The organism is Staphylococcus sp. EG-SA-2 (genome assembly GCF_017152085.1).
Window position 1 is genome coordinate 1 of the sequence record NZ_JACYHC010000911.1, and the last position, 984, is coordinate 984.

At 37.4% G+C, this 984-nt stretch carries 2 protein-coding genes; both read right to left on the reverse strand.

From position 1 onward, the window contains the following. On the reverse strand, positions 1-134 hold a 134-nt coding region (locus IDG60_RS22625; RefSeq protein ID WP_241013389.1), incomplete at its 3' end, for a hypothetical protein. 1 nt (position 135) lies between these two features. Beyond that, on the reverse strand, positions 136-984 hold an 849-nt coding region (locus IDG60_RS16130; RefSeq protein ID WP_164826153.1), incomplete at its 5' end, for an amidohydrolase.

Consider the following 984-nt stretch of genomic DNA (forward strand, 5'->3'; position numbering starts at 1 on the left):
CCCATGTCTGCACCAAAACTTTGTTGTAAATTTGGTACAACATTTACAAGTGATTGTGCAAACAACCAAAATGTAATAACACCTAATACAATACCTAAGATTAACTTGTTGCCCCCGCGATACGTTTCATTCATGTTAGTTATCTCCTTTAAGGTAATCTAAAACAACTGTCCCTACAGCTTCTGCCGAAATAAGTAATGATTTTTCTGAAATGTTAAATTTAGGATGATGATGTGGGTAAATTTCACCATCTTCCACAGCTGCACCTGTATAAATAAAGGCACTTGGACGTTCTTTAGCATAATATGCAAAGTCTTCTGAAGGTGGTTGTGGTTCACACATTTCAACACCAAAATCAAGGTTTGCTTCTTTCAACGTCTTAGCCACGTACTCAGTAAACTCTGGATCATTATATAATGCTGGATAATCATCGTTATATTCTAAGGTGCAAGTTACACCATACATATCCTCTAATCCTTTTGATAAACGTTTAATTTCTTTTTCAATTGTTGCTTTTGTAGCATCTGTTAATCCACGTACATCACCTTCAATTTCAACAACATCTTTAATGACATTGAATTGACCTTTACCGTCAAATGAACCGATTGTGACAACACCGGTTTCAAATGGACTTAGTCGTCTAGATACAACTGTTTGTAACGCTGTGACGAAGTAGCTACCTGCAACAATGGCATCATTGGCCATATGTGGTGATGAACCATGACCACCTTTACCTTGAACTTTCAATTTGAAGAATGCGCGTCCTGTTTGAACATAACCAGGTCTGTAATACACATTACCTGTTTTCATTGTGCTCATGACGTGTACACCTAATACATGATCAACACCGTCTAATACACCATTTTCAATCATTGCTTTAGCACCACCTGGTGGTACTTCTTCAGCTGGTTGATGTATCACAACGACTTTTCCTGTAAAACTATCTTTCATTTCAGCAAGCGTCTCTGCTAATACAAGCATGTA